Annotated in this window: 15 protein-coding genes; 9 read left to right on the top strand and 6 right to left on the bottom strand. The window is 69.0% G+C overall.

Annotation, left to right across the window (positions count from 1 at the left end):
- Positions 1 to 40: 40 nt before the first annotated feature.
- Positions 41 to 907: a dihydropteroate synthase gene (folP, locus tag ACFWMR_RS11840; protein WP_093936048.1), complete on the top strand. Its 867-nt coding sequence runs from the start codon at positions 41 to 43 to the stop codon at positions 905 to 907.
- 6 nt (positions 908 to 913) lie between these two features.
- Here folP and ACFWMR_RS11835 read toward each other — a convergent pair whose 3' ends face one another.
- On the bottom strand, positions 914 to 2,434 hold the full coding sequence (locus ACFWMR_RS11835) for a sensor histidine kinase (protein WP_378378384.1): 1,521 nt from the start codon (positions 2,432 to 2,434) through the stop codon (positions 914 to 916).
- 258 nt (positions 2,435 to 2,692) lie between these two features.
- On the opposite strand from ACFWMR_RS11835, the gene ACFWMR_RS11830 reads away from it, so the two are divergent.
- From ACFWMR_RS11830 to ACFWMR_RS11810, 5 genes are all read left to right on the top strand, one after another.
- Positions 2,693 to 3,754 (top strand): ABC transporter substrate-binding protein, encoded by a 1,062-nt coding sequence (locus ACFWMR_RS11830; protein WP_378378346.1) that lies wholly within the window; start codon positions 2,693 to 2,695, stop codon positions 3,752 to 3,754.
- A 16-nt stretch (positions 3,755 to 3,770) separates the two neighbouring features.
- On the top strand, positions 3,771 to 4,553 hold the full coding sequence (locus ACFWMR_RS11825; protein ID WP_093936051.1) for an ABC transporter ATP-binding protein: 783 nt from the start codon (positions 3,771 to 3,773) through the stop codon (positions 4,551 to 4,553).
- Positions 4,540 to 5,433, top strand: coding sequence for an ABC transporter permease (locus ACFWMR_RS11820; RefSeq protein WP_378378345.1), 894 nt, complete (start codon positions 4,540 to 4,542; stop codon positions 5,431 to 5,433). Before ACFWMR_RS11825 ends, ACFWMR_RS11820 begins: the two co-directional genes overlap by 14 nt.
- Before the next feature lie 27 nt (positions 5,434 to 5,460).
- Positions 5,461 to 6,477, top strand: a complete 1,017-nt coding sequence (locus tag ACFWMR_RS11815; protein WP_378378344.1) for an iron-siderophore ABC transporter substrate-binding protein — start codon at positions 5,461 to 5,463, stop codon at positions 6,475 to 6,477.
- Between the two features lie 739 nt (positions 6,478 to 7,216).
- Positions 7,217 to 8,146, top strand: coding sequence for an acyl-ACP desaturase (locus tag ACFWMR_RS11810; RefSeq protein ID WP_093936054.1), 930 nt, complete (start codon positions 7,217 to 7,219; stop codon positions 8,144 to 8,146).
- A gap of 86 nt (positions 8,147 to 8,232) precedes the next feature.
- On the opposite strand, the gene ACFWMR_RS11805 is transcribed toward ACFWMR_RS11810, so the two are convergent.
- Positions 8,233 to 9,888: a DEAD/DEAH box helicase gene (locus tag ACFWMR_RS11805; protein WP_378278171.1), complete on the bottom strand. Its 1,656-nt coding sequence runs from the start codon at positions 9,886 to 9,888 to the stop codon at positions 8,233 to 8,235.
- Between the two features lie 297 nt (positions 9,889 to 10,185).
- Between ACFWMR_RS11805 and ACFWMR_RS11800 the strand changes: the two genes are divergently transcribed.
- Entirely contained in the window at positions 10,186 to 11,523 is a 1,338-nt protein-coding gene (locus ACFWMR_RS11800) for a serine hydrolase domain-containing protein (protein ID WP_378378343.1), read from the top strand.
- Between the two features lie 25 nt (positions 11,524 to 11,548).
- The gene (locus tag ACFWMR_RS11795) at positions 11,549 to 13,279 is read left to right on the top strand and encodes an acyl-CoA dehydrogenase (RefSeq protein WP_378378342.1); all 1,731 of its coding nucleotides are present in this window, start codon (positions 11,549 to 11,551) and stop codon (positions 13,277 to 13,279) included.
- Between the two features lie 69 nt (positions 13,280 to 13,348).
- On the opposite strand, the gene ACFWMR_RS11790 is transcribed toward ACFWMR_RS11795, so the two are convergent.
- Positions 13,349 to 15,730: a Tex family protein gene (locus ACFWMR_RS11790; RefSeq protein ID WP_378378341.1), complete on the bottom strand. Its 2,382-nt coding sequence runs from the start codon at positions 15,728 to 15,730 to the stop codon at positions 13,349 to 13,351.
- Positions 15,731 to 15,891: 161 nt separating this feature from the next.
- On the opposite strand from ACFWMR_RS11790, the gene ACFWMR_RS11785 reads away from it, so the two are divergent.
- Positions 15,892 to 17,388, top strand: coding sequence for a chitinase (locus ACFWMR_RS11785; protein WP_378378340.1), 1,497 nt, complete (start codon positions 15,892 to 15,894; stop codon positions 17,386 to 17,388).
- A gap of 138 nt (positions 17,389 to 17,526) precedes the next feature.
- On the opposite strand, the gene ACFWMR_RS11780 is transcribed toward ACFWMR_RS11785, so the two are convergent.
- The 3 genes from ACFWMR_RS11780 to ACFWMR_RS11770 form a co-directional block, all read right to left on the bottom strand.
- Complete coding sequence (locus ACFWMR_RS11780; protein ID WP_378378339.1) at positions 17,527 to 19,185, bottom strand: GMC oxidoreductase; 1,659 nt, start codon at positions 19,183 to 19,185, stop codon at positions 17,527 to 17,529.
- A complete protein-coding gene (locus tag ACFWMR_RS11775) occupies positions 19,182 to 20,639 on the bottom strand; it encodes a flavin-containing monooxygenase (RefSeq protein WP_378378338.1) in 1,458 nt (485 codons plus the stop codon). Before ACFWMR_RS11775 ends, ACFWMR_RS11780 begins: the two co-directional genes overlap by 4 nt.
- Positions 20,640 to 20,769: 130 nt before the next feature.
- Positions 20,770 to 21,873, bottom strand: coding sequence for a winged helix DNA-binding domain-containing protein (locus ACFWMR_RS11770; RefSeq protein WP_378378337.1), 1,104 nt, complete (start codon positions 21,871 to 21,873; stop codon positions 20,770 to 20,772).
- Positions 21,874 to 21,916: the final 43 nt, after the last annotated feature.

Here is a 21,916-nt window from a genome sequence, read left to right as displayed (position 1 = left end):
CACTCTCCTTCGAAACCGCCCGCTCGCCTACGATCGGTTCGTGAACGAGCTGACCTTCCGCGGACGCCGCGTCGCCCGGGACCGCGCCCTGGTCATGGCGATCGTCAACCGAACCCCCGATTCCTTCTACGACAAGGGCGCGACCTTCGCCGATCCGGACGCGCTCGCGGCGGTCGCCAGAGCGGTGGCCGAAGGCGCGGACATCGTCGACATCGGCGGAGTCAAGGCCGGCCCCGGCGCGGACGTCGACGTCGAGGAAGAGATCCGACGGGTGGTCCCGTTCGTCGAACGGATCCGCGAACTGCACCCCGACCTGGTGATCAGCGTCGACACCTGGCGTCACGAGGTGGGCAGGCGCGCGGCCGAGGCGGGCGCGGACCTGCTCAACGACACCTGGGCGGGCGCCGATCCGAAGCTGGCCGAGGTCGCGGCGGAATTCGGCACCGGTTACGTCTGCTCGCACACCGGGAACGCCGTCCCGCGCACCCGCCCGTTCCGGGTCCGCTACCCGGACATCGTCGCCGACGTCGTCGCGGAGACCTCGGCGCTCGCCGAGGCGGTCGTCGCGCTCGGCGTCCCGCGCGAAGGGGTGCTGATCGACCCGACCCACGACTTCGGCAAGAACACGTGGCACAGCCTGGCGCTGCTGCGGCACGCGCGGGAGCTGGCCGACACCGGCTGGCCGGTGCTGATGGCGCTGTCCAACAAGGACTTCGTCGGCGAGACGCTCGGCGTGGAACTCGCGGAGCGGGTCGACGGGACCCTCGCCGCGACGGCCTGGGCGGTGGCCGAAGGGGCGAAGGTGTTCCGGGTGCACGAGGTGAAGCGCACCCGGCAGGTGCTGGAGATGATCGCGTCGATCCAAGGGACGCGGCCGCCCGCGCGCACGATCCGCGGGCTGGCCTGATCCGGTCTAGCCGTCCAACGGGATCACGGCCGAAACCGTGGTGCCCGAGCCGGGTTCGCTCGCGACGGTCAGTTCGCCGCCGAGCGCGCGGACCCGGTCGCGGAGGCCGTGCAGCCCGGAACCGCCGTCGATGTCGGCCGTGCCGGTGCCGTCGTCGTGGACGTCCACCCGCAGGCCGTTCTCCTCGACCCGGATGCGCACGCGGACTTCCCGCGCCCGCGCGTGTTTCAGGCAGTTCGTGACAGCTTCCGACACGACGAAGTAGGCCGTCGCTTCGACGGCGCCGCCGATCCTCGGCACGTCCGCCGCCGCGAGGTCCACCGCGAGCGGGACCCGGTCCAGCAACGACCGGACCGCCGGGATCAACCCGGCCTCGGTGAGGATCGCGGGCCGCAGCCCACGCGCGAGTTCACGCAGTTCGGTGATGGTGGCCTGGAGTTCGTCGACGGTACCGGTCAGCAGGGCCGCGACGCGCGGGGTCAGGTCGTTCCCGAGCCGCCGTTCGGCCATGCGCAACAACAGCACGACACTGACCAGCCGTTGCTGCGCGCCGTCGTGCAGATCCCGTTCGACGCGCCGTCGTTCGTCGTCGGCCGCGGCCACGATGCGGGCACGGGAGGCCTGGACCTCGACGAGGCGCTCCTCCAGTTCCGCGGCGAGCCGCTGGTTGTCCAGCACCAGCCCGGCGGCGGCGTTGAGCGCGTCGATCGAGCGGCTGTCCTTCCACACCTCGTCGTCCTGCACGAGCGCCGCCAGCCCGGAGCCGTCGCGTTCGAGCAGGAGACGGATCATCTCCGCGTTGCCGACCCGCGCCCGCAGCACGCCGATCAGGAACGCCAGCGGCCACAGGCAGAACGAGATCCGGTAGACGTCCAGCAGCGGGCCGGACGCCGGATTCGCGGAACCGAGCGCGCTGCCCGCCGTGGTGCTCACCGCGCCGATCACGGCGATCGCGACGACGGGGGAGAGCAGCCGCCGCTGCGGAAGCCGTCCGGCGAGCCAGCGGTAGAGCAGCACCACCACGACCCCGGCGCCGATGAGCGCGCCGACCAGCTCCAGCAGCCGTTTGACCAGCTGTTCGGCCTCGGGGGACGCGGCGACCGCGGCGAGGTTCTTCGGATCGTCGTTGACCAGCAGACCGAGGACGGCCGCCCCGAAGACCACGGCGTATGCGGAGAAGGCGAGCACGCGTTCCCAGCGTGAACGGAGTTTCCCGTGGGGGAAGGCGAGCACGAGGTGCGCGATCACCGGGCTCGACGCGGCTGTCAGTGTCAGCCCGGCGGTGTGCGCGGCAGGGTCCTCGGCGAATTGCAGGTCTTCGGCGAACAACGCGAGCCCGGCCATCGCGATGAGCAGGCCGATGGGGTTCGAGGCGCGGCGAACATGCGCGACGGCGCCGGCGAGGAGGAAGAGGAACCCGGTCGTGGTGGACAGGGTGGTGTCGAGCACGGAGTGCGTGCCGTCGGCGATCTTGAGCGTCATCGCGACGACGCCCAGCCCGATCCCGGCGGTCAGCACGCCCGCCATCGCGACGGTCCGAGGGTGCCTCACCACTAAGCGTCATTCGCCCGTTCGGCCCGGACCGTTACACCGGGAGGGCGCCCGATCGGGCATCGTGGTCATGGGACGGCTGTCCTGGAATGTGGAACAGCTGTCTCGACTGGTGTCAAGGTTTCGCAGGATTATTCCCGTCATTCGGATGGCGATGCAGGTGTACGGCCGAACATGCGACTCTCGCGGCCACCACCCGAGGCCGAGCTGTATCCCCCGAAAGGCGACATTCCCGTGAGCACCCACCACAGAACCCGCTTGCTGGCCGCGGCCTTCGCCGCCTTGACCCTGGCCGGCGGGATCGCGGGGTGTTCACGCGCGGACAGCGGCGCCGCTCCGGCGGAGCAGAAGAGTCAGGGCGCCGCGGGCGAGGTGCGCGTCGGGTACTTCCCGAACGTGACGCACGCGCCCGCGCTGATCGGCGTCAAGAACGGCTACTTCGCCAAGGAGCTCGGCTCGACGAAGCTCACCACGCAGACGTTCAACGCCGGGCCCGAAGAGGTCAACGCACTGCTCGGCAACTCGCTCGACATCGCGTTCATCGGCTCCGGTCCGGCGATCAACGCCTTCACCAAGTCCAAGGGCGCCATCCAGCTCGTCTCCGGCGCGGTCAGCGGCGGCGCGCAGCTGGTGGTGAAACCCGAGATCACCGCGCCCGAACAGCTCTCCGGCAAGAACATCGCGACGCCGTCGCTGGCGAACACCCAGGACGTCGCGCTCAAGAAGTTCATCGCCGAGAAGAAGCTTCCCGACGTCAAGATCACCAACCTCGACAACCCGAAGACGTTCGACGCCTTCAAGAAGGGCGAGCTCGACGGCGGCTGGCTGCCGGAGCCGTGGTCTTCGCGGCTGGTGCTGGACGCGGGCGCGAAGGTCCTGCTGGACGAGAAGACCCTGTGGCCGGAAGGCAAGTTCCCGACCACCGTCGTGATCGTCCGCAGCGAGTTCCTTCAGCAGCACCCGGAAACCGTCACCGCCATCCTCAAGGGTGAACTCGCCGCCATCGACTGGGCGAAGACCAACCCCGCCGAGGCGAAGAAGGTGGTCAACGGAGAACTCAAGGCGCTCGCGGGCAGCACACTGAGCGAGGCGGTCCTCGACCGCGCGTTCTCCGGTATCGACCTCGGCATCGATCCGGTGGCGTCGACCTTCACCCAGCTCGCGCAGGACTCGGTGACCGCGGGCGTGGTGAAGTCCGCGGTGGACCTCAAGGGGTTCGCCGATTTCGGCCCGCTCAACGCCGTGCTCAAAGACCAGGGCAAGCCCGGCGTGAACGCGCCCGGACTGACGAAGTGACCGGAGGGGATCAGCGATGACGACCACCTTGGAGCCAGGCTTGTCCACCGGTGTCGCCGTGCGGCTCGACGGGGTCAGGAAGGCGTTCGGGCCGACCGGCCGCGCCGTCGTGGCCCTCGACGGGATGGACCTGACGGTCGCCCCCGGCGAGTTCGTCTGCCTGCTCGGCGCGTCCGGTTGCGGCAAGAGCACCCTGCTGAACCTGGTCGCCGGCCTCGACCGGCCGACGTCCGGCTCGATCACGCTGGAGACCTCCCGGCCCGCGGTGATGTTCCAGGAGGCCGCGCTGATGCCGTGGCTGACCGCGGCCCGCAACGTGGAACTGCCGCTGCGCCTCGCCGGGTTCAGCCGGACAGAACGCCGCGAGAAGGCGGCCGAGCTGCTGGAACTCGTCCGCCTCGGCGGCGCGGGCGACAAGCGGCCGCACGAGCTGTCCGGCGGGATGCGGCAGCGCGTCGCGCTCGCCAGGGCGCTGGCCGCGACCCTGCGCGTCGGCGGTGACCCGGAGCAGTCGCTGCTGCTGATGGACGAGCCGTTCGCCGCGCTCGACGCCATCACCCGCGACGTCCTGCAGGGCGAGCTGCTGCGCGTCTACCGCAGCACCGGCACCTCGGTGCTGTTCGTGACCCACGACGTCCGCGAGGCCGTCCGGCTCGGCCAGCGGGTCGTGCTGCTCTCGTCGCGGCCGGGCCGGGTCGTGCGGGAATGGCGCGACGTCCAGACCGCCGACGCCGAAGAGCTGACCTTGGAGATCACCGGTCACCTCCGGGAGGTGATCAGTACCCATGCCGCGGCTTGACCGCCCCGAAACCGCGGCGGAGGACGCCGACGAGGCCGTCGGCGCGGGACTCGACTCGCTCGACACCCCCACCGGTGAACGCCGGGAAAGCCGGGGGAAGCGGTTCTTGCGCGGCTTCGTGCCGCCGGTCGTCTTCCTGGTCCTGCTGGTCGTGCTGTGGCAGGCGCTGTGGGCCGCCGCGTTCTGGCCGGAGTCGATGCTGCCCGCGCCGCTGGCGGTGTGGGACGAACTCGTCGGCATCACCGTCGACGGCGACATCTTCGAGTTCGTGTGGACGTCGGTGCACCGGGCCGCGCTGGGCTTCCTGATCGGCGTGGTCATCGGGACCCCGCTGGGCTTGCTGGTGGCGAAGGTGCGGCTCGTCCGCTCGGCGGTCGGGCCGTTCCTGACCGGTCTGCAGAGCCTTCCTTCGGTGGCGTGGGTGCCGGCGGCGATCCTGTGGTTCGGGCTGAACGACGCGTCGATCTACTTCGTCGTCCTGCTGGGTTCCGTGCCTTCGATCGCGAACGGCCTCGTCTCGGGCATCGACCAGATCCCGCCGATCCTGCCGCGCGTCGGCCAGGTGATGGGTGCGAACCGGCTCTCGTCGGCGCGGCACATCCTGCTGCCCGCCGCGTTGCCCGGGTTCCTGGCCGGGCTCAAACAGGGCTGGGCGTTCTCGTGGCGTTCGCTGATGGCCGCGGAGTTGATCGCGCTGTCCCCGGCGCTCGGCAAGGGGCTCGGCGCGTACCTGAACGAAGGTTCGTCGTTCAACAGCATGGAAGGCGTGATCTCGGCGATCTTCCTGATCCTGCTGGTGGGCGTGGGCATCGAACTGCTGGTGTTCCGGCCGCTGGAACGCTCGGTCCTGCGTGCCCGTGGTCTCACCGCGTCCCTTTAGGACTTTGGGCAGGCTAGCCTTACCCGCATGTCCGTTTCCGGTGTGCGGGTCAAGGCTGGCCTGACCGCGCTGATGATGTCGTTGCTGGTGACCGGTTGCGGATCCTCGCAACCGGTCGACGAAACGCTGGTGCCGCCGGAATCCCGCGGCACCTTTCCGGTGACCGTCGAGCACAAGTACGGGTCGACGACGGTCGAGAAGCAGCCCTCGCGGGTCGTCACGCTCGGCCTGTCCGACCACGACGCCGTGCTGGCGCTCGGGATCCGGCCGGTCGGCGCCGTCGACTGGTTCAAGGAGCGGCCGTACGGCAAGTGGCCGTGGACCCAGGCGCGCTGGGGCGAGAAGCAGCCGGAGATCGTCGGCGAACGCGACGACTTCAACCTGGAGAAGATCGCCGCGCTGAAGCCGGACCTGATCCTCGCCCAGTACAGCGGGATGAAGAAGGAGCAGTACGACAAGCTGTCGCAGCTCGCCCCGGTCGTCGCGCAGCCGCCGAAGTACGAGGACTACGCGGCGCCGTGGCAGGAGATGACCCGCATGGTGGGCCGCGCGCTGGGGCTCGCGCGGAAGGCCGACGACCTGATCGCCGGGATCGACCGGCGGTTCGCGCAGGCGCGGGCCGAGCACCCCGAGTTCGCGAAGCTGTCGATGGTCGTCGCCGACACCTTCGAGGCGGGCAAGTTCTCGGCCTTCACCACGACCGACCCGAAGATGATCTTCATGACCGAGCTGGGTTTCCGGCCCTTCGACCCGGTGAAGGCGGAGAGCAAGCCGGAGAAGAACGTCGTCGAGGTCACCTCGGAACGGTTCGACCTGTTCGACGCGGACCGGCTGGTGTGGCTGAACTCCGACGTCGGCGCGGAGACCAGGGTGCGGGCCGATCCGGTGTACCGGAAGCTGAAGGTCTCGGCGGGCAAGCGGGATCTGTTCATCACCTACGAGAACCCGCCGGTCGGCGCCGCGATCTCGTTCAACACCGTGCTGAGCATCCCGTACGCGATCGAGCAGCTGGTGCCGAAACTGGCGGCCGTTCGAGGCTCGTGAGTGGCAAGGCTGGTTCTAACCGTCCTTGCCTGCTCACTGGTGTGATCGGCGGTCGAGTGTGGAGGATTTGGGGCGTCCCGAATCCTTCACCTATGGGGGCCCTGCTTCGTCTCGACGGGGGAAGATTCCGGCCGTTGAACGTCCGGAAACTTCCCCCGTCACCTCGTCTGCCACCGGATGCGCCCGGCACGACCTTGATCAACGGAAGATCGGGGACGTTCTGTTTCCCGGATCTTCCGTTGATCAAGGTTCAAGACCGGGCGTCCCTGGCGACGATGTAGGAATTGGGACGTTGAACGTCCCAATTCCTGCATCGTCGCGCCCGGCAGCCGCGGACCCGCCACTCTCGCCCAGTCAGGCGTGGGTAGGTGAATACCGGTCCGCTCAAACCGTCCTCACCACTCACGACCACCTGCACCGACTCGGTACTTTCGCGTGACTGGACGGACGGCACGTGTGATCAGACGGACGACACACGTGACTGGACGGACGGCACGGCGACGGCCGAGTTCCACCGCGTGTCGTCCCTCTGATCACGCGAGCCGTCTGTCTGATCACACGTGTCGTCCACTCGGTCACACGAAACCGCCCGGCCGTAGGTACCTGAAAACATGCTTGGCTCAAACCGTCCTTGCCACTCACGAGTCCGGGCGTTCATCTTCCGGAGGTGGCCTACCTACGGCACCGTAAGTTACGGTGTCGTAGGTAGCGTTTTCCGTACCCTGGAAGGACGAAGCGCATGGCGGTCCCCGAAACCACCCGGCTGATGCTCGAACTCGAAGGGACGGTCGAGGAGAACCTCAACCGCCATCTCGGGGTCGCCAAGGAATGGATGCCGCACGAGTACGTCCCGTGGGACGAGGGCCGGAACTTCGCCGACCTCGGCGGGGAGGCGTGGGATCCCGGGCAGTCGCGGGTGTCGCCGATCGCGCGGACCTCGCTGGAGGTCAACCTCCTCACCGAGGACAACCTGCCGAGCTACCACCGCGAGATCGAGCGGGCCTTCGGCCGCGACGGCGCGTGGGGCACCTGGGTGCACCGCTGGACCGCCGAGGAAGGCCGCCACGGCATCTGCATCCGCGACTACCTGCTGGTGACGCGCGCGGTGGACCCGGTCGAGCTGGAGCGCATGCGGATGCAGACCATGGAGGCCGGCTACGACAGCGGCGACAAGGCGCTGCTGAACGTCTTCGCGTACGTGTCGTTCCAGGAGCTGGCGACGCGGATTTCGCACCGCAACACCGGGAAGTACACGCAGGATCCGATGTGCGAGAAGCTGCTCGCGCGGGTCGCGATGGACGAGAACCTGCACATGCTCTTCTACCGGAACCTGGTGCAGGCGTCGCTGGAGCTTTCCCCCGACGCGATGATGCGGGCCATCACCGACGAGGTCGTCCAGTTCCAGATGCCGGGCGCGGTGATCCCGAGTTTCGTGCGGAAGGCCGCGCTGATCGCGAAGGCGGGCATTTACGACCTGCGGATCCACCACGACGAGGTGATCTGGCCGTTGCTGCGGCAGTGGAAGATCTTCGAGCTCGAAGGGCTCGGCGAGGTGGGGGAGAAGGCGCGGGACGAACTCGATCAGTTCCTGAAGGCGCTCGACACCCAGGCGTCACGTTTCGAAGAGCGCCGGGCGGCCGCCGAGGCCCGCTCCGCCGCCCGGAAGTGACCGTGCCGGGATGTCATGAGGGATCCCCTTAAGACGAAAAACGTCTTAAGGGGACCCCTCATGACACTTCCAGGAACCGGAGAGAGCTAGCGCGAGCGGCGCGAACCGGCGCGCGTCCCCGAGGAGAACGCGGCCGCACCGCCCCGGCGGGCCGGAGCCCCACCGGACTGGTTCCGCGAGGACTGGGACTTGGCGGCACCGGAACCCCGGCGCGGCTGCGACTCGGCGGCACCGTGGCGCCCCTGGCGAGCCTGGCCGCCCTTGGGCGCGCCTTCGCGACGTCCGGTGGACTCGCCCGCCCGACGGCCCTGACCGGCGGAAGCGCCGCCACGGCGGTCTCCCTCGGAGCGGGGCTGACGCGAGCGGCCGTCCGAGGAGCCACCGCGACGGCCACCGGAAGCGCCCCGGCCACCGGCCGAAGGACCACGGCCGCGACCGCCACGGGCACCGCGGCCACCAGCGCCGCGACCGGCGGGACGCTCTTCGTCCTCACCCTTGGCCGGGATGGCCTCTCCGGAGGCGGTGACCTTCTTCGGCCGGGTGTCCACGATCGGCCGCCGCGGCGACGCGGTGAACGAGCGCTCGCCGGGCGCCAGCTCCGACAGCAGCGGGTGGCCGGGGCCGAGCTGCGTCGTGGTCGGCTTGATGCCCGCCTTGCGGGTGAGGTCGCGGACGTCGCCGACCTGCGCGTCGGTCATCAGCGTGACGACGGTGCCGGACGCCCCGGCCCGCGCCGTCCGGCCCGAACGGTGCAGGTACGCCTTGTGCTCGACCGGCGGGTCGGCGTGGATGACCAGTGTGACGTCGTCGACGTGGATACCGCGGGCGGCGATGTCGGTCGCGACCAGCGTCTTCGCCGCGCCGGAGGCGAACGCCTCCAGGTTGCGGGTGCGCGCGGTCTGGCCGAGGTTGCCGTGCAGTTCGACCGCCGGCACCCCGGAGGCCATGAGCTTGCGCGTCAGCTGCTTGGCGCGGTGCTTCGTCCGGGTGAACACCAGCGTGCGGCCCGGCGCGGCGGTGAGGTCGATCAGCACCGGCAGCCGGTGGGTCTCCTCCAGGTGCAGCACGTGGTGCTTCATGGTCGAGACCGGCGACTGCGCCGAGTCGACGCTGTGCGTGACCGGGTCGTGCATGAAGCGCTTGACCAGCACGTCGACACCCGCGTCGAGGGTCGCGGAGAACAGCAGCCGCTGCCCGCGCTCCGGGGTCTCGGCCATGATGCGCCGGACGTCGGGCAGGAAGCCGAGGTCGGCCATGTGGTCGGCCTCGTCCAGCACGGTGATCTCGACGTGGTCGAGCTTCGCCTCGCCGGAGCGCATGTGGTCGGCGAGCCGGCCGGGGCAGGCGACGACGATGTCGACGCCGTCACGCAGCCGGGTGATCTGCGGGTTGGGGCTGACGCCGCCGAAGATGGTCGTGACCTTGAGGCCGAGCGGCTTGGCCAGCGGCAGGAAGGACGCCTCGATCTGGGTGGCCAGTTCGCGGGTCGGCGCCAGGACCAGCGCGCGAGGGCGGCCGGGGCGGCGCCGGGTCGGGCCCGCGGCGAGCCGGGCGAGGACGGGCAGCACGAAGCCGTAGGTCTTGCCGGAGCCGGTGCGGCCGCGGCCGAGGACGTCCCGGCCCGCCAGCGAATGCGGCAGTGTGGCGGCCTGGATCGGGAACGGGCTGGTGACGCCCTGTTCGGCGAGCGCGTCCACGAGAGTTCCGGGCAGGCCGAGTTCGGTGAAAGTAGGTGTGCTCATAAGCGTATGGGCGCGGGTGCGCCCTGGTGTCTCCGTAAGGATAGAAAGGGTTGTCCTGCCCGGCGCAGACCTCGGGGGCCGCGGCGCGTGGTCTTCGACAACGAAACGCGGCCCGAGGCAGAACTGAGCGGACCGCAACACCAGTGTACCCGGTTCGTGATCTCCCGGGCTACGTGATTTCCCCCGCACGCGGATCGCACCCCCCGACGAAGCGGGCGGGCGATGTTCGTCGGTTTCCACGATTCGGCGGGGGTGCCGCGGTGAAACGCTGGCCTGACCGGACGAAAGGGGACACGGGTGTCGAACGTTCAGGAACTGCAAGGGGTGCTCGACGAGGAGGCTCGCGGGGCGGGCGTCCCCGGGGCCGTGGTGGGGGTGACGTACCGGGGCGAGGAGTCGGTGTTCACCACCGGAGTGTCCAGTGTGGACACCGGACTCCCGGTCGACCCCGGGACACTGTTCATGATCGGCTCCACCAGCAAGACCTTCGCCGCGGCCGCCGTGCTGGCCCTGGTCGAAGACGGCGCGCTCGACCTGGACAAGCCGGTCGTCGAGTACCTCCCGGATCTCCGCCTGGCGGATCCGGAGGCACGCGGGAAAGTGACCCTGCGGCATCTGCTCACCCATTCCGCCGGATTCCTCGGCGACGTCGACCTCTCCACCGGATGGGGTGACGACGCGCTGTCCCTCGCCGTCGACCGGTTCGGCGAGCTGCCGCAGAACTTCGCCCCCGGCGAGGTCTTCTCCTACTGCAACGCCGGATTCCAGCTGGCCGGACGGGTCGTCGAGGTGGTGGCGGGCGAGGCGTTCGAGGACGTGGTCCGCGTCCGGCTGCTCGAACCGCTTGGCATGACCGAGTCGTATTACCTGCCGTGGGAAGTGCTCACCCGCCGTCACGCCGTCGGTCACGTGGTGCGTGACGGCGCACCCGCTGTCGAGCACACCGTGGGCCTGACCCGTTCGAGCAGCGCGAGCGGCGGCCTGTGGTCCACGGCGGGCGACCAGCTGAAATGGGCCAGGTTCTTCCTGACCGGCGAGGCCGAGGGCAAGCCGCCGATCAGCGATGCCACCCGTGACCTCCTGCGCGCGCCGCAGCGCGGGGCGGCGCTGCCGTTCGACGAGGTCGGGCTCAGCTGGCTGCGTACGCGTCACGGCGACGCGCGGCTGGTCCGGCACGGCGGCAACGTGAGCAACCTCCAGCTGTCGGAGTTCGTGACCCTGCCCGAAGAGGACTTCGCGGTCACCGTGCTGACCAACAGCGTGGGTGGCGGGGTGCTCGGCCCCCGGGTCGTCGACTGGTGCCTGGAGAACCTCGTGGGACTGCCGCCGATCGCGAGCGCCGCGCCGGCGCGCCTGCCGGACTTCGCCGACTACCTCGGCCGTTTCGAGACCGGTGACCTGGGGTTCGAGGTCACCGATCGCGACGGCGCGCTGTGGGGGCAGATGGTCGTGAACGTCGAGGACATCCCGTCCCCGCCCGCCTTCGAGGTCGTCTTCGTCGGTGAAGACGTGCTGGCCAAGGCCGCCGACCCCCGTAAACCCGCCGCCCGCTTCCTGCGCGACGAGCGTGGACGGGTGACTTCGATCGAGTTCGGTGGCCGGACGGCGAAGCGAGGCGCTACGGTTACCGGGTAGTAACTTCGGCTGACCAGGAGTGACCATGAGCGAAAAGGCGACCGCGTTGTTGCTGAACCCGGGTGGGTACGACCCACGGCAGTTCGACCCGGAGACGCGTCGCCTGCTGCGTGCCACCATCGAGTGGTTCGAACAGCGCGGCAAGCGCAAGCTCGTCGAGGACTATCACGACCGGACCTTCTACGCGGACTTCATCGAGTTCGCGGGCAAGGAAGGCCTGTTCTCGACGTTCCTCACTCCCGGCGCGAACGCCGAGGGGAACCCCGACAAGCGCTGGGACACCGCGCGGGTCGCGGCCCTGTCGGAGATCCTCGGCTTCTACGGCTTGAACTACTGGTACCCGTGGCAGGTCACCATCCTCGGCCTGGGCCCGGTGTGGCAGAGCGCGAACGAGGCCGCCCGCAAACGCGCGGCGGACTCGCTCGCGGCCGGCGGCGTCGCCGCGTTCGGACTGTCCGAAAAGGAGCACGGGGCCGACATCTACTCGTCGGACCTCGTGCTCACCCCGGACGGTGCGGGCGGCTACCGCGCGAACGGGTCGAAGTACTACATCGGCAACGGGAACTGCGCGCGGACCGTGTCGGTGTTCGGCCGTATCGACGGTGTCGAGGGCCCGGACCAGTACGTGTTCTTCTACGCGGACTCGGAACACCCGAACTACCGCGTGGTGAAGAACGTCGTCCCGTCGCAGATGTACGTCGCCGAGTTCGAGCTCGACGACTACCCGGTGTCCGAAGAGGACATCCTGCACGTCGGCGCCGAAGCGTTCTCCGCGGCGCTGAACACGGTCAACATCGGCAAGTTCAACCTGTGCTTCGGCGGCATCGGGATGTCGACGCACTCGCTGTACGAGGCGATCACGCACGCGCACAACCGGGTGCTCTACGGCAAGAAGGTCACCGATTTCCCGCACGTGCGCCGGGAATTCGTCGAGGCCTACGCGCGGCTCGTCGCGATGAAGCTGTTCTCCGACCGCGCCGTGGACTACTTCCGCAGCGCGAACGCGGACGACCGCCGGTACCTGCTGTTCAACCCGATCACCAAGATGAAGGTGACCACCGAGGCGCAGAAGGTCATCGGCCTGGTCGCCGACGTGGTGGCGGCCAAGGGTTTCGAGGCCGACACCTACCTCGCGATGTCGAAGAACGACATCGACGGCCTTCCGAAGCTCGAAGGCACGGTGGCGGTGAACCTCGCGCTGATCGCGAAGTTCGTGCCCGCGTACCTGTTCGCGCCGCAGGACTACGAGCCCGTGCCGACGCGGTCCGACGCCGCCGACGACGAGTTCCTGTTCCGCCAGGGCCCCGCGCGCGGGCTGTCCAAGGTGCGGTTCCACGACTGGCGCCAGGCCTACGCGAAGGCGTCGGCGATCCCGAACGTCGTGCGGTTCACCGAGCAGGCCGAGGCGCTGGTGAAGCTGTTCACCGACGCGGCCCCGGACGAGGCGCAGCAGCAGGACCTCGACTTCGGGCTCGCGCTGACCGAGCTGTTCACGCTGGTCGTCTACGGGCAGCTGGTGCTGGAGCAGGCGGAGATCACCGGCATCGAGACCGAGGTCGTCGACCAGATCTTCGGGATCCTGGTGCAGGACTTCAGCGTCGCCGCGATCGACCTGCACGGGAAGTCTTCGTCGACGGAGGCGCAGCAGGCGCTCGCGCTGGCGTCGATCCGGAAGCCGGTCGTGGACGCGGCCCGCTTCGACCACGTGTGGTCCCTCGTCCGCGATCTCTCCGGTGCCTACGCGATGAACCCGTAGTCCGAGTACATGAAGGCCCCCATCCTTGCGCCTAGGTACAGGATGGGGGCCTTCATGTACTTCTGAGTCCTACTTGCCGAAGCCGGCCTTCCGGAGCGCGTCCGCCATGGCGCCGCCGCCACCGCCGGAGTTCCCGCCCCGGCCACCGCGGTTGCCGCCACCCTGGCGCTGCCCGCCCTGGCCGCCGCGCTGACCGCCACCTTGACGCTGGCCGCCTTGGCCGCGGTCACGGCCGCCCTGCTCGCGAGCGGGTTTGCCGGGCTCGTCGTCCAGGCGCAGCGTCAGCGAGATCCGCTTGCGCGGCACGTCGACCTCCAGCACCTTCACCTTGACGATGTCGCCCGGCTTCACGACCTCACGCGGGTCCTTGACGAAGTTCTTCGACAGCGCCGAGACGTGCGCGAGCCCGTCCTGGTGCACGCCGACGTCGATGAACGCGCCGAACGCGGCCACGTTCGTCACGACGCCTTCCAGCCGCATCCCCGGCTTGAGGTCGCCGATCTTGTCGACACCCTCGGCGAAGGTCGCGGTCTTGAACGCCGGACGCGGGTCTCGGCCCGGCTTGTCGAGCTCGGCGAGGATGTCGGTCACCGTCGGCAGGCCGAAGGTGTCATCGACGAACTCGGTCGGCTTCAGCGCCTGCAACGTCCGCGTGTTGCCGATCAGCGAACGGATGTCCGTACCGGTCGAGGACAGGATCCGCCGCACCACCGGATAGGCCTCCGGGTGCACCGAGGACGAGTCGAGCGGGTCGTCGCCGTCCGGGATGCGGAGGAAGCCCGCGCACTGCTCGAAGGCCTTGGGGCCGAGCCGCGCGACCTCCTTGAGCCCGGTCCGGGTCTTGAACGGCCCGTTCTCGTCGCGGTGCGCGACGATGTTCTCCGCCAGCGTCGTCGTGATGCCCGAGACGCGGGTCAGCAGCGGCGCCGACGCGGTGTTGACGTCCACGCCGACCGCGTTCACGCAGTCTTCGACCACCGCGTCGAGCGAACGCGACAGCGAGATCTCCGACAGGTCGTGCTGGTACTGCCCGACGCCGATCGACTTCGGGTCGATCTTCACCAGTTCCGCCAGCGGGTCCTGCAGCCGCCGCGCGATGGACACCGCGCCGCGCAGCGAGACGTCCATGCCCGGCAGTTCCTGCGACGCGAACGCCGACGCCGAGTACACCGACGCGCCCGCCTCGGAGACGACGGCCTTGGTCAGCTTCAGTTCCGGGTGCTTCTTGATCAGCTCGCCGGCGAGCTTGTCGGTCTCGCGCGACGCGGTGCCGTTGCCGATCGAGATCAGGTCCACGTCGTGCCGCGCGCACAGGGCGGCGAGTTCGGCGATGGACTGGTCCCACTTGTTCGCCGGCTGGTGCGGGTAGATCACGTGGGTGGCGACGACCTTGCCGGTCGCGTCGACCACGGCGACCTTGACGCCGGTGCGGAAACCCGGGTCGAGGCCCATCGTGGCGCGGGTGCCCGCCGGGGCGGCGAGCAGCAGGTCGCGCAGGTTCGCGGCGAACACGCGGACGGCGTCGTCCTCGGCGGACTGACGCAACCGCATCCGCAGGTCGATGCCCAGGTGCAGCAGGATCTTCGTCCGCCACGCCCAGCGGACGGTGTCGCCGAGCCACTTGTCGCCGGGACGGCCTTCGTTGGCGATGCCGAACTTGTACGCGATGCGGGTCTCGTACTCGGTTGGGCCGGTCTTCGGCTCCTCGGAAGGCTCCTCCGACTCCATCGTGAGGTCGAGGATCTCCTCCTTCTCGCCGCGCAGCATCGCGAGGATCCGGTGCGACGGGAGCTTGGTGTAGGGCTCGGAGAACTCGAAGTAGTCGGAGAACTTCGCGCCTTCTTCGGCCTTGCCGTCGCGGACCTTCGAGGCCAAGCGGCCTTCGGTCCACATCTTCTCGCGCAGTTCGCCGATCAGGTCCGCGTCCTCGGCGAAGCGTTCGACGAGGATCGCGCGGGCGCCGTCCAGCGCGGCCTGCGCGTCCGCGACACCCTTGTCGGCGTCGACGAACACCGCGGCGGCGGCCTGCGGGTCGGTGTTCGGGTCGTTCATGAGCCCGTCGGCGAGTGGCTCCAGACCGGCCTCGCGGGCGATCATCGCCTTCGTCCGCCGCTTGGGCTTGTACGGCAGGTAGATGTCCTCGAGGCGGGACTTGGTGTCCGCCGCCATGATCGACGCTTCGAGCGCCTCGTCCAGCTTGCCCTGGCTGCGGATCGACTCCAGCACCGCGACCCGGCGCTCGTTGAGTTCCCGCAGGTAGCGGAGGCGTTCTTCGAGCGTGCGCAGCTGGGCGTCGTCCAGCATCCCGGTGACTTCCTTGCGGTACCGGGCGATGAACGGCACGGTCGATCCGCCGTCCAGCAGGTCGACGGCCGCCTTGACCTGCCCCTCGCGCACGCCGAGTTCTTCGGCGATCTTCTGCTCGACTGTCTGCAGGCCCTGCACGCTCACTCCCACGCTCCTGAATCCGCCCTCGGGTGCTCTCGGACCCTGCATTCTGCCGCTCGTGCCGAGCCGACTTTCGTATGGCCTCCCCTAAGCGAACCCTTGACAGCTGGATTGGTCTGTACCATTTTGATGTGGCCGACATCACCCGTTCGTGGAGGCCAGTAGTGAAAGTCAAGCCGAAACACGCGTTCCTCGCCCTGCTGTCGTCACTGGCCGTGTGCCTGGGGGTGACTTTCGCGGTCTCGGGCAGCGCCTCGGCCGCCAACATCCTGACCAACCCGGGCTTCGAACTCGGGACCACGAGCGGCTGGAACTGCTCCGGTACCTCCTCGGTGGTCAGCACGCCGGTCCACTCTGGCAGCCGCGCGCTCAGCGCCACCCCGGCAGGACAGGACAACGCCCGCTGTTCGCAGAGCGTGTCCGTCAAGCCCAACACCGCGTACACGCTGTCGGCCTGGGTGCAGGGCAGCTACACGTACCTGGGTGTCACCGGCACCGGAACGGGTGACAAGAACACCTGGACCCCGGGCGGCGCCAGCTGGTCGCAGCTGTCGCTGAACTTCACCACCGGCGCGTCCACCACCAGCGTCGAGATCTACCTGCACGGCTGGTACGGCCAGCCCGCGTACTTCGCCGACGACGTCAACCTCGACGGCCCGGGCGGCTCGCCCACCACGACGCCGACGACGACCACGTCGTCGCCCACCACCAGCACCTCGCCGACCACGTCGAACCCGCCGACGACCACGACGACCAACCCGAACCCGGGCGACCTGCCGAAGCACGTGATCACCGGGTACTGGCAGAACTTCTACAACGGCGCGAAGGCGCTCAAGCTCGCCGACGTCCCGACGAAGTACAACATCATCGCGGTGTCCTTCGCGGACGCGACGACGACGCCGGGCGCGGTCACCTTCACCCTCGACTCCGGTCTGTCGAGCCAGCTCGGCGGCTACACCGACGCGCAGTTCAAGGCCGACATCAAGACGGCGCAGGCGCGCGGGCAGAAGGTCATCCTGTCCGTGGGCGGTGAGAAGGGCACGATCCGCGTCGACTCCTCGGCCGCGGCGACGAACTTCTCCAACAGCATGAAGTCGCTCATCGCGAACTACGGCTTCGACGGCGTCGACATCGACCTCGAGAACGGCGTCAACGCCACTTACATGGCGCAGGCGCTGCGGGCGATCCACGCGGGCGGCGGCACGGTCATCACCATGGCGCCGCAGACGATCGACATGCAGAGCACCGGCGCGGAGTACTTCAAGCTGGCGCTGAACGTCAAGGACATCCTGACGATCGTCAACATGCAGTACTACAACAGCGGCGCGATGCTCGGCTGCGACCAGAAGGTCTACTCGCAGGGCACGGTCGACTTCCTCACCTCGCTGGCCTGCCTCCAGTTGCAGGGCGGCCTGCGACCCGACCAGGTCGGGCTCGGCCTGCCCGCCTCGGGTTCGGCCGCGGGCGGCGGCTACCAGGCGCCCGGCAACACGGTCAACGCGCTGAACTGCCTCGCGAAGGGCACGAACTGCGGTTCGTTCAAGCCGTCGACGACGTACCCGACGATCCGGGGCGCGATGACCTGGTCGATCAACTGGGACGCCTCGCAGGGCTACACGTGGTCGAACACGGTGAGCGCGGGCCTGGCCGGCCTCCCGTGATGATCGCCTAGACCGGGGCGGGGCACCGTTGTCGCGCGGGCGACGGTGCCTCGCCCTTTCCATTTCACGCATTTCGTCCTCTGGATGCGGTAGTTGGCAGGGCGAACTACCGCATCCAGAGGACGAAACGCATGCGGGTCAGAGGGGCGTGAGCGGCAGGCGGAGGGCGGCCGGGGCCTCCGGGGGCACGACGGGCTTCAGCGGAGCGACGGGGGACAGCCGCCGGTAAGGGGAGCCGAGCGGCGGCCGCGGGTCCGCCTCACCTTTGTTGGGCCACAACGACATCGCGCGTTCCGCCTGTGCGGTGATGGTCAGCGACGGGTTCACCCCGAGGTTCGCCGAGATCGCCGACCCGTCGGCGATGTGCAGCCCCGGGTAGCCGTGCACCCGCTGATACGGGTCGACGACGCCGGTCTCGGCGCTCTCGCCGATCGCGCACCCGCCGATGAAATGCCCGGTGATGGGGATGTTCGCCAGATCCGTCCACGCGCCCTGCGCGAGCCCGCCGATCTTGTCCGCCACCCGCCGGGTGACCTCGTGCCCGGCCGGGATCCACTCGGGGTTCGGGTCGCCGATGCCCTGTTTCGTGGTCATCCGGCGGCCGAAGGGCCCGCGTTTCGTGTACGTGGTCACGGAATTGTTCAGCGTCTGCATCACCAGCAGCCCGACCATCCGCTCCGACCAGCGCCGCGGGTTGTGCAGCCGCACGAGGTTCCGCCGGTTCCGCCACAGCTCGCGCACGCCGAGCGCCCACCGGCGCTTGCCCGGTTCGGCGTCGACGAGCACCGTCGTCAGCAGGCCCATGAAGTTGCTGCCCTTGCCGTAGCGCACCGGTTCGACGTGCGTGACGGCGTCGGGATGGATCGACGACGTGATCGCGACGCCGCGGGTGAAGTCCGTGTCCCTCCGCAGCGACCGCGCGGCGAGCACGGCCTCGGAGTTCGTCCTGGCGAGCAGACCCAGGCGCGGCGACAGCCCCGGCAGCGTTCCGGAGTCCTTCGACGAGTGCAGAAGCCGTTGGGTGCCCAGGGAAGCGGCCGCGAACACGACCTGCTCGGCGGTGAAGGTCCGGCGGGCCCAGCGTCCGGTCCGGACGGTGTCGATTGCGTACCCGCCGTCGATCGGCCGCACCGACACCACGGTGGTCAGCGGATGGACCTCCGCGCCCGCTTTCTCGGCCAGGTACAGGTAGTTCTTGACGGTCGTGTTCTTCGCGCCGACACGGCAGCCGGTCATGCACTCGCCGCAGTGCGTGCACGGATTCCGTCGTGGGCCCTCGCCACCGAAGAACGGGTCGACGTCACGCTTCCCGAAGTACACGCCGACCGGGGTCGGCCGGTAGGTGTCCGCGATGCCCATGTCCTCGGCGACGTCGCGCAGTACCTTGTCGGCCGGGGTGACCAGCGGGTTTTCCGTCACGCCCAGCATCCGCTTCGCCTGGTCGTAATGCGGGGCGAGCTCGGCTTTCCAGTCGGTGATGTGGGCCCATTGCGGGTCTTCGTAGAAGGTGTCCGGGGGTTCGTAGAGCGTGTTCGCGTACACGAGCGAACCGCCGCCGACGCCCGCGCCGCTCAACACGAAGGTGTTCTTCAGCAGGGTCAGTCGCTGGATGCCGTAGCAGCCCAGTTTCGGGGCCCACAGGTACTTCCGCAGCCGCCACGAGGTCTTCGCGAACTCGTCGTCCGCGAACCGGCGGCCGGTCTCCAGCACACCGACGCGGTACCCCTTCTCGGTGAGCCGCAACGCGGTCACGCTGCCGCCGAAACCCGAGCCGATCACCAGCACGTCGTAGTTCATCGCGGTCCCGCCGTCCGGTAGTCGCCGAGGTCGAGCGTCTTCGTCCGACGGTCGTACTCGATCACCAGACCCGGCCAGTTCGTGCTCACCCGGCCGTTCTCTTGCCGGTACCAGCTGGCGCAGGCCGCCCAGACACTGCGGCCGAGCCGACGCTGGACTTCCTCGTCGTAGCGCTGCTCGACCTCGGGGACGACGTCCATATAGGACACTTCGGGGCGGCTCAGGTGCTCGACGGCCTGGCGGATGTAGCGGGCCTGCCGTTCGATCATGTAGATGATGGAGCCCGCGCCGAGGTTCGTGTTGGGCCCGTAGACGCAGAACAGGTTCGGGAACCCCGGCACGGTCATGCCGAGGTACGCCCGCGCGCCGCCCTTCCACGCGTCGGACAGCGACCTGCCGCCGAGACCCTCCACCTCGATCTCGCCGAGGAAGTCCTTGGCCGCGAATCCGGTCCCGTAGACGATGACGTCGGCCTCGTGCTCGACACCGTCTTCGGTGAGTACTCCGGACGGCGTGATCGCGCTGATGCGCCGGGTCTCCACGGCGACGTTGTGCTGCGCGATCGCGGGCAGGTAGTCGTTGGTGAACAGGATCCGCTTGCAGCCCAGCGGGTAGTCCGGGGTGAGTTTCTCGCGCAGCGCCCGGTCCTTGATGTGACGGCGGCGCAGCTGGGCCGTCCGTAGTTCGAAGACCTTGGCCAGCAGGGGATGTTTGGTCATCGCGTAGGTCGCGTACTCGGCGAGGAGGAAGATCCGGAGCCTGCCGAGCAGTTGCGTGGCCGGGAGGTGCCGGAACAGCCGCTGCTGCCAGCGCCGGTAGTGGGTGTCCCGTTTGGCCATGATGTACGGCGCGGTCCGCTGGAACACCGTCAGCTCGCCCGCCTGGCGCTGGAGTTCGGGCACGAACTGGATCGCGCTCGCGCCGGTGCCGATCACCGCGACCTTCTTGCCGCGCAGGTCGACGTCGTGATCCCAGCGGGCGGAGTGGAAACTGGTGCCCTCGAAGGATTCCTGACCGGGAATGTCCGGCTGGACCGGTCGCGAGAGCTGGCCGACGGCGGGGATGAAGACGTTCGCTTCGAATGTCTCGCCGCTCGCGGTCTCGACCCGCCAGAGCCCGCGTTCCTCGTCGAAGGCCGCGCCGGTGACGCGGGTGTCGAAGCGGATGTGCGGTTCGAGACCGTAGCGGCGCACCACGCGTTTGAGGTAGTCGTGGATATCCGGTTGCAGCGAGAAGCGCTTCGGCCAGTCGGGATTGGGCTCGTAGGAGAACGAGTACAGCGGCGACGGGATGTCGCAGCCCGCGCCGGGGTACGTGTTCTCCCGCCAGACGCCGCCGGGTTCGGAGGCGCTCTCCAAGATGGTGAAGTCGTCGAACCCGGCCCGTTTGAGCTCGATCGCCATCCCGACTCCGCCGAAGCCCGTCCCTACGATCAGCACGCTCGTCTTGCCCATGCCGATCGAAGCTACGCAGCCGTCGCCCCTGGTGGAAGTACACGCCCGGCCACCTAATCGAGATTTCCGGCCACGCCCCTCCCGCGTTTCGTCCTCTGAATGCGGTAGTTCGCGTTGTCAACTACCGCATTCAGAGGACTAATTGCACCGAGTGGCTCTCGGCCTTCGGGTGGGCCCAGGCCAGGAGGCGGTACGCGGAGCTTTCGAGGGTGTCCAGATCCCGCTTCGGGACGCGCTCGAAGGGGGTGATCACCACCGAAGCTGCCTTCTTCACCGACTTGATCTCCCAGAAGCCCTTCACCGACCCGTCGACCAGGATGGTGCCCTTGACCAGGCCGTTCTGCGTGATGACGGTCTTGCGGTACTCGTCGCTGATCACCCGCGTGCGGTCGGCGTAGGACAGGACGGTCTGGTCGAACGGCCCCAGCAGCCGGGCCGGCGCGGGCGTGTCCGGATCCGGGCGAGGGACATCGGGCAGGTCGAAGAGTTCGCGGCCGTTCTCGTCACGGAACGTCCGCAGTTCCGGCCGCAGCCGCTCGGCGACCTCACCGAGCTTCGTGATCCCGGCCCACGCCTGCGCGTCCTGCACACTGGCCGGCCCGAACGCGGCCAGATAGCGCCGGAACATCGCTTCGGGTGACAGCGACTCGTCCGGTTCGGCGCCGAGCCAGTCCCCGGTGGTCTGATACGTCGGCTGCCCCGACTTGCCCCAGACACCGCGCGGCGGGATCTGCACCAGCGGCAGCAGCGCCCGCGCGACGTGCACCAGCGACGACGGCGCCACGCCCTCCCAGTGCTTCGCGAGTTCGGCGCCGAGCCCGGCGGACGAGAGCGGCCGTTCGCCGAGCAGTTTGCGGGCGGTGCGGGCGATCTCCTGGTGGTCGAGATCCTTGATGTCGGGGCCGAACTGGGTGTTGCCGAGCACCGAGCGGTCGTAGAGGGGCTGCACGATCGGCCGCCACGCCAGCGCGTCGGACGGCGTCACCAGGTGCACCGTGCCGCGCATGAGCGCGATCCGCACGACACTCTTGTCCAGCAGCAGGCTCGCCAGGTCTTCCTGGCTGAAGCCGTGCAGCCGCGTCCACAGCGCGAAGTACGGCGGGTTCGGCGCCTGCGCCTGCAACCCGGCGAGATGCTCGACCGCTTCGAGCGCGGTCATCTTCGAACGCCGGAGCAGCAGTTGCCGGTCCAGCATGGCGCGGTTCAGCGCGCGCCTGCTCAACGTGTCGGACATGCCGCTCACCCTAATCAGGATCAAGGACAGTTATGGTCCTCAA

This window comes from Amycolatopsis thailandensis (assembly GCF_042723255.1).
In the GTDB taxonomy this organism is placed as follows: Bacteria; Actinomycetota; Actinomycetes; order Mycobacteriales; family Pseudonocardiaceae; genus Amycolatopsis; species Amycolatopsis thailandensis.
Note: the sequence above shows the minus strand (reverse complement) of the source record. Positions and strands in the feature narration are given on the sequence as shown.